The sequence below is a fragment of the Galactobacter sp. genome (assembly GCF_022712295.1).
Taxonomy (GTDB): Bacteria; Actinomycetota; Actinomycetes; order Actinomycetales; family Micrococcaceae; genus Galactobacter.
The window spans coordinates 1-6,630 of the sequence record NZ_JALAGT010000168.1 but is presented as its reverse complement, the minus strand read 5'-3'; the positions used below and the strand labels follow the sequence as shown (position 1 = coordinate 6,630).

The following is a 6,630-nucleotide window of genomic DNA, read 5'->3' as shown; positions in this document are numbered from 1 at the left end:
CCTGTGGATCGAGAGTAGAGGCAGAGCTTGTTCTTGGTCAAGGGTGACTAACAAAATTTCCATGATCCACGAGTGCCGCAACTCGGCAGCGGAGAGTGCCGCGTATTGGTCGTCCGAGCGCCTGCGGCGGGCGTCGGTGTCATGCTCGACGGCCTGCCTGCCGCCTTCGTCGTGTCCGGGCTGGTGGCGTCCGCAGTCGTCCGCGGGTCGGCACGTGACACGGTGACGAATGTGGTCGGGATCGCGTCACCCCGATGTGAGATGAGCTCGCTTTGCGTGCTAGGCTATTCATCGTTCGGTTCGCTTCTGTGAGCGGATTGAGCGCCTCGATTTGGGGGTATGGCGCAGTTGGTAGCGCGTCTGCATGGCATGCAGAAGGTCAGGGGTTCGAATCCCCTTACCTCCACCAAACGAGTGAAGGCTCCCGCTTCGGCGGGAGCCTTCACTCGTTTTGCTGTGTCTGAACGACTCGAAGGCTCTGGGGGCTCCGGGCGTTTGCCGTTCGTAGTTTTCGCGGCGTTGTCGATCACGGCCAGGGAACGGAAATCCTCACCCTCGGCGTGGAGTCGGTTGCCGTTCTGGTCTCGGGTCACATTGACGTCGACGCCTGCCGCGCTCCCGGCCTCCGAGGGGAGTGAGTGCGGAAGGTCCACGGTCCATGGTGATCGACTCACCGTGTCGGCCGTCGTCCGTGATCTGCTCATGCACGTGAACCCGTACGAGTTGGCGCGTCCGGCTTGCGACACTATAGATGCGTAGTCCTATATATGCGTAGTAGGCTATCTGCATGGAGCTGAAACACGCAATTCTGGGCCTGCTGTCGATCCGTCCGATGAGCGGGTATGACCTCGGGCGTGCGTTCACCGGCTCGGTGGCCCACTTCTGGCACGCCGATCAGTCTCAGATCTACCGAACCATCGACAGGCTGGCAGCGGCCGGCGCTATCGATACCGAGGTGATCTCGCAGGACGGCAAGCCGGATCGTAAGGTGCATGCCCTCACTGACGCGGGCCAAACCGAGTTGAATAGCTGGCTGTCGGGGCCTGTGGAGACGGCGCGGCCGAAGCTGCCGATGCTGGCGCAGCTGTTCTTTGTCGCCCGCCTCGGGCGTGCCGATACTGAACGACTGCTCGACGAGTACGAGGCGCAAGTTCGTGGCGAGCTCGATCGCCTGCGCATGATCGACGTCGGTGACGAGAAGGATGCCGCTGCGGCGCTGCAGGCATCCACGTTGCGCTACGGCATCACGATGGGCGAGTCGGAGCTGGTCTGGCTGGGCGAGACCCGTGCGCGGCTCCAAGGAGTGGAGGAATGGCCATGAGTGCAGATGACGCGGTCGACTGCGGCGATCCGGAGTCCAGGCCGCTCGGATCGGAGTGGGATCCGAGGAAGATCGAGCATGGACCGAGGTCTGGAGAGACGATCCTGTTCCTACACGGAGGCAGTTCGGGAGCTTGGGCTTGGTCCGGGCAGGTCGAACTGCTGCCCCAGAGGCACCTGCTCACCCCTGAACTTCCAGGGTACGCGGGCCGTGCGTGCGAGGATTGGCCGGGCACGGGAGGCGCCGCAGACGACGTCGCGACACTCATACGAGACCGTGCGATCGATGGGAAAGCCCATGTGGTCGGGCTATCGCTCGGCGGATTCGTCGCGCTGCAACTGGCACACAAGCACCCTGAGCTGCTCCGTTCGTGCCTCATCACCGGGTCCGCGGTGAGCGGATACAGCCGGATCGAGAAGCTGGCGATCGCGCCGCAGGTCCCGCTGTGGCGACGGTACTGGTACTGGGCGGCTCAGGCCTTTGCATTTCGGATCCCAGCCGAGGTGCGCAAGCAGTTCGCAGCGGACGGGTGCGCTCCGAGTGCTCGGACGAACCGTGCCATGTTCCGCGAGGTCGTGGTCGGCGGATTGCCGCGAGAGTTGGCGTACACCGGGCCGATGCTCGCGGTGAGCGGCGAGAAGGACTCTGCGTCCGTCCGCCGCGGGTTCCCGGCGCTGTGCTCGGTTCTCCCACAGACACAGACCTGCATCGTGCCAGGTGTGCATCACGCATGGAACGCCGAGGATCCAGAGCTTTTCGCAAGGATGGTGACCACCTTCGCCGATACCGGGCAGTGGGATCCCTGCGGATGATCCGGCGCAGGAACGCCCGATGCGGTGAGACCATTTTCCAAGGTTCGAACACTGTCTCTCTGCCTCCACGCATCGTTCGAGGGCCCGGATCGTCATCGATCCGGGCCCTCAAACGTTGGCGCGCACGGTCGGGTGCCGCGGCAATCCGCTGGCACCGCTTCCAGATGTCGTGCGAGCGCGACCGATGAGCCAGATCAGGAAAAAGCGGTCCTGACCAGTGAAGCGACCTTGGTCAGCGTCGCTTCGTCGATGTCATCCAGGAACCACGCCGACGGGCGCAACGTGGAATCCGCTTCCTGCTCCACCGTGGCCTTCTCTGAAATTCCGAGCGACATCACGCCGTCGTCAAGGCGAAAGAAAACCAGCACCGGCTTGCTGCGGGCTGCAGCGTAACCCGGCATGCCGTACCAGATTCGAGGCGCCATCTTGGGGCCTGCTTCCACGATGGTGCCGTGCAGGCGCTCACCGATGCTCTTGTACGGTTCCGGCCACGAATCGATCTTCTCCAGAACGGCCTGGAGGTCGGCTGCTGTCTTGTCTTGTTTTGGCATGGAGCCCTCCTTCATCTCGCGCCGCGTCCGCGGCATGGCAACACAATCGGACCCCCGGGCGGGGCCGACTGCGCAATCTCCATCGCGGACATGTCCCGACCAGTGGTCGGCCCCCTCCGAATGATGTGTCAGACGAGCACTTCGTCATCGACTGCGCGAGGGTACAAGTTCGTACCGCTAACCAGGCTAACAGCAATCACTGCGGATGCGCCGGGGCTCAGTTGCCCTTCTGCTTTCGCGGCCTGAGCCATGGGAACAGGGAACCGATGATCACTCCGACGGCCAAGAGGAGCAGGAACCACACCCATCCCGGCATGGTCAGCGAGGCGCCGATGAAGTGCAATGATGCCTTGTCCAGGTTGGAGAAGATGAAAATCAGGGCGATCGCCAGGAGCAGGCCTGCCAGCACCAGCTTGGGGACGTTGACCTTGCGCTCGGTCTCCTGATGCTGCTCGGACGGGGTCGAGTGCTGCTTGCTCATGGTGTCTCTCCTGACGTGCATGGGTGAGCTGCTTCGTTCACGTTACACGGCGTCGTGGGTCACCTCCCGGACGGACCGTCGGAGACTCCCGACTGGCATTGAGGCACGGTGGTAGCACCCCGGCGAGGAACCTCCAGTGGTCGGAGAAACTCCTATAAGCTGATCGGAAACAGACCCGGTCACCTGAACGGATCGCCAGATCTCGACCGGATACGCGGTTGAAGAGCGGAGCCCTCACCATGACTCAGCAGCCATTCCCGCCGCAAGGGACCGGTCTCGGCCCAGGGCGCCCGGGGTCTCCACCCCAAGTTTCGGGACCTCAGGGAACCGGCAGGCCACCCGCTGCCCGCTGGGTGCTCTGGCTGACCGTTGGTTTCCTCATTGCAGCAGCGGTGATCGGCGGCTTCTTCATCATCGTGGGTGACGACGGCGGTATCGCCGGCCGCGTGTGGCTCACTTTCATCCTGGTGATGTTCTTTGCCGGTGCAGCCGTCCTCGATGCCACCGTGGACGGCACCAATCGCTGGTATGTGCCTGCCTCCACCATCACCAACGTGGTGTTGTTGCTGGTTGGCCTGTTGAAGATCTGGACCTCGTGGCTGCAGGTGGACGCCGAAGCACGTCAGCAGCGCGAGGAATTCAACGAAAGTTACGGCTATTACCGCTCCACGCTGGACGGGCCTGAGCAGTTCTTCCGGTTCCTCGGCGTGATCATCGTGCTGAGACTCGCGATCCTGGTCACGCAGTTCGTCTGGTCCCAGCTGGTGGAGAAGTCCACCCGCCCCGGATCTCAGATGGCCTCCAAGGGGGTCCTCTGCCTCTTCTGGCTGACCGCACTGATCGTCGCGATTCCGCTATCGCTGCCGGGAGTCCAGTGGCCTGGCTGGTGGTGGCGTATTGCAGGGGCAGCCGTTCTGGCCGCCGTGGTGCTCCTGGTGATCCCGGTGGTGTTCCGGGCCTTCGAACCCAAGCCGCCCAAGCCCGTTGCACCGGTATACCCGCCGCAGTACTACCAGGGCGTGCCTCAGGGCGGTGGGCCGGCCCCGATGTATCCGCAGTATCAGCAGCCCTGGCCCGGGCAGCCTGGATATCAGCCTGGCCCCAGTTCCCAGCAGTACGGCCCGCAGCCCGGTCAGGCGCAGCAACCTGGCGCTCCGCAACAGCCAGGCGGTCGGTGGGTACCTGCTCCCCAGCAGGGGCAGGAACCTCGGCCTCAGCAACCACAGCAACCTGGTGGTCAATGGGTCGGCGGTCCGCAGCAGGGCAACGCATCGCAGCCGGGTGAAGGTCCGCAGCAGCCGGGACCCCGCTCGTCCAACACGCCTCAGCACTGACCTGGCACGGGAGAACGACAAGACTCCGTCCAGGTCGGCGGCGCCACAGCCGTACTCCTTCTATGCCGACTCTCAGCCGCTCCCACTAGGATCGAGTCATGGCAGGTTTTTGGGGTAGACGCTCACGCGAGGAGCAGGAGCGGCAGACCGCCGCTGACGAACATCTGGCCGTGCGCGCACGTACCGCTATCGTGACCACGGACGAACGTATCCGCGCCACGGAGGACGAACTGGGCTTCGCCGTGGCCGAGCTGGGGCAGAAGCCAACCGAGCAGCTGCGTCTGGGCCTGAGCTCGGTGAAGAAACACATGGCTGAGGCCTTCGAACTTCACCGTCTCAACCATGACGAAATCCCGGATACCCCTGAGGAGTTGCGCACGCGCAATGCGCGCATCGTGCAGCTGTGTGACTGGGCGGAAGAGGTGCTGGACGAACGCACCGAGGCCCTGCAAGCGCAGGTGGAGAAGGTCCGTGGTGCACCGAAGGAACTCGAACGGGTACAGGCAGAGGTGGCCCGTCTGCGGGCTCAACTTCCGAATATGCGTGCCGCGTCCGACCGCCTGGCGGCGACCTACAGCCAGTCCGCCATGCAGCGGCTGCGTGTGGATCCCGATGAGGCGGAACGTCTCGTGGACTTTGCCGAACGTTCGGCGGGTTTGGCAGAACGTCGCGGTCAGGCCGGCGACCATGCCGCAGCGATCAGCGCGTTGGAGGCCGTCACGGAGACCCTGCGTAGGGCCCAGAGTGTCATCGACGGCGTTGACACCTTCGAGATCGACGCGTTGAGAGCGGAAGGGACGCTGGCTGAGGTCATCGCGGACTCGCGCGGAGACCTGGTGGCGGCCGCAGAATTCGGTGGAGTCCCCGCCGTCGCGCAGGCGATGAGCGCGCTCGAGAAGGCGTTGGCGAACGTGCGGCAGGAGGCAGCCGGATCGGATCCGTTCTCCGACCTGGTCGCCGTGAGCTCTGCGAACTCCGCTTTGGACGAGGCCGTGGATGCAGCCAGGGAAAGGGCGGCCCGCCCCGTCCCGGACCTTGCCCACGTTCGGCACGAGGTGGAGTCGGCGGACCGCGGCATCGAGATGGCCAAGCGCATCATCGAGGGTCACCGTGGCTGGATCGGTGCGGATGCCCGTACCAATCTCGCCGAGGCCCAGCGCGCTCGCACGGAGCTGGAACCGCTCGTCGGGCCTGAGGACACACGTGAACGCGCCCAGCAGCTGGCACGCCGCAGCGCGGCGCTGGCCGACGACGCGGTGCGCGCCGCCCAGCGCGACATCGACTCCCAGCGCCCCGACGGGGACGACTGGGGCGACTGGGGTGGATTCGGAGGCCCAGGGCGTCGTGGCTACGGCGGGCAACAGGGCCGTGGCGGCGGGATGCTGGGCCCTGTGCTGGGTGGTGTTTTGCTGGGCGGAATCCTCGACGACATCTTCGACTGATGGCAGTATCCGGAAATGCGGGCACGGATCGTGCTCACATTTCCGGATAGTGCCAGCAAAAGGAGCAGAACATGACCACACCGGAAACTGTGAACCTGGAGAACCTGCCCGTCACCACACTGCAGGGGGAAGAAACCACCTTCGGCGAACTCGCTGGAGGCAAGGCCGTGATGGTGGTCAACGTGGCCTCGCGCTGTGGCCTCTCACCGCAGTACGGGACCCTGGAGACGCTGCAGAAGACCTACGGTGAACGTGGATTCACGGTGATCGGCTTCCCGTCCAACCAGTTCATGCAGGAACTCGGCACCGAGGAGAAGATCGAGGAGTACTGCTCCACCACGTGGGGCGTCACCTTCCCCATGTCATCCAAGGTGAAGGTCAACGGGAAGAACGCAGACCCGATCTACCAGGAGCTGACGCGCTTCCCCAAGCAGGAGAATGGTAAGGACGGGCGCATCACCTGGAACTTCGAGAAGTTCGTGATCTCCCCGGACGGGAACGTCACGCGCTTCAGCCCCACCACCAAGCCGGATGAACCACAGGTGATCGCGGCCATCGAGTCCGCACTGCCCGCCTGACGACGGTCGCAAACAGCGTTTCTCAGCAGTGGCCGACGACGGGGGCCCCCCCGGCGTCGGCCACTGGCCGGATGCCCCACAGACATTTGCGCCGCAGACCCGCCGCGGAGG

At 64.5% G+C, this 6,630-nt stretch carries 7 protein-coding genes and 1 tRNA gene; 6 read left to right on the top strand and 2 right to left on the bottom strand.

The annotated features are described in order from the left end of the window. Positions 1-333 precede the first annotated feature (333 nt). The 3 genes from Q0A15_RS12190 (at position 334) to Q0A15_RS12180 (ending at position 2,133) form a co-directional block, all read left to right on the top strand. Positions 334-409 (top strand) — tRNA-Ala (locus tag Q0A15_RS12190). A gap of 378 nt (positions 410-787) precedes the next feature. Beyond that, positions 788-1,321 carry a PadR family transcriptional regulator gene (locus Q0A15_RS12185; protein ID WP_291279797.1) on the top strand — a complete coding sequence of 178 codons (534 nt, stop codon included), beginning with the start codon at positions 788-790 and terminating at the stop codon, positions 1,319-1,321. Continuing rightward, on the top strand, positions 1,318-2,133 hold the full coding sequence (locus Q0A15_RS12180; RefSeq protein ID WP_291279796.1) for an alpha/beta hydrolase: 816 nt from the start codon (positions 1,318-1,320) through the stop codon (positions 2,131-2,133). Before Q0A15_RS12185 ends, Q0A15_RS12180 begins: the two co-directional genes overlap by 4 nt. A gap of 194 nt (positions 2,134-2,327) precedes the next feature. On the opposite strand, the gene Q0A15_RS12175 is transcribed toward Q0A15_RS12180, so the two are convergent. Both Q0A15_RS12175 and Q0A15_RS12170 read right to left on the bottom strand, forming a co-directional pair. Further along, positions 2,328-2,684, bottom strand: coding sequence for a DUF1801 domain-containing protein (locus Q0A15_RS12175; protein WP_291279795.1), 357 nt, complete (start codon positions 2,682-2,684; stop codon positions 2,328-2,330). Between the two features lie 217 nt (positions 2,685-2,901). Next, on the bottom strand, positions 2,902-3,165 hold the full coding sequence (locus tag Q0A15_RS12170) for a hypothetical protein (protein WP_291279794.1): 264 nt from the start codon (positions 3,163-3,165) through the stop codon (positions 2,902-2,904). A 239-nt stretch (positions 3,166-3,404) separates the two neighbouring features. Here Q0A15_RS12170 and Q0A15_RS12165 point away from each other — a divergent pair, with 239 nt between their 5' ends. The 3 genes from Q0A15_RS12165 to Q0A15_RS12155 all read left to right on the top strand — a co-directional run bounded on the left by Q0A15_RS12165 (position 3,405) and on the right by Q0A15_RS12155 (position 6,519). Then, a complete protein-coding gene (locus Q0A15_RS12165; RefSeq protein ID WP_291279793.1) occupies positions 3,405-4,499 on the top strand; it encodes a hypothetical protein in 1,095 nt (364 codons plus the stop codon). A gap of 98 nt (positions 4,500-4,597) precedes the next feature. After that, a complete protein-coding gene (locus Q0A15_RS12160) occupies positions 4,598-5,941 on the top strand; it encodes a hypothetical protein (RefSeq protein WP_291279792.1) in 1,344 nt (447 codons plus the stop codon). A gap of 71 nt (positions 5,942-6,012) precedes the next feature. Then, positions 6,013-6,519 carry a glutathione peroxidase gene (locus tag Q0A15_RS12155; protein WP_291279791.1) on the top strand — a complete coding sequence of 169 codons (507 nt, stop codon included), beginning with the start codon at positions 6,013-6,015 and terminating at the stop codon, positions 6,517-6,519. Positions 6,520-6,630: the final 111 nt, after the last annotated feature.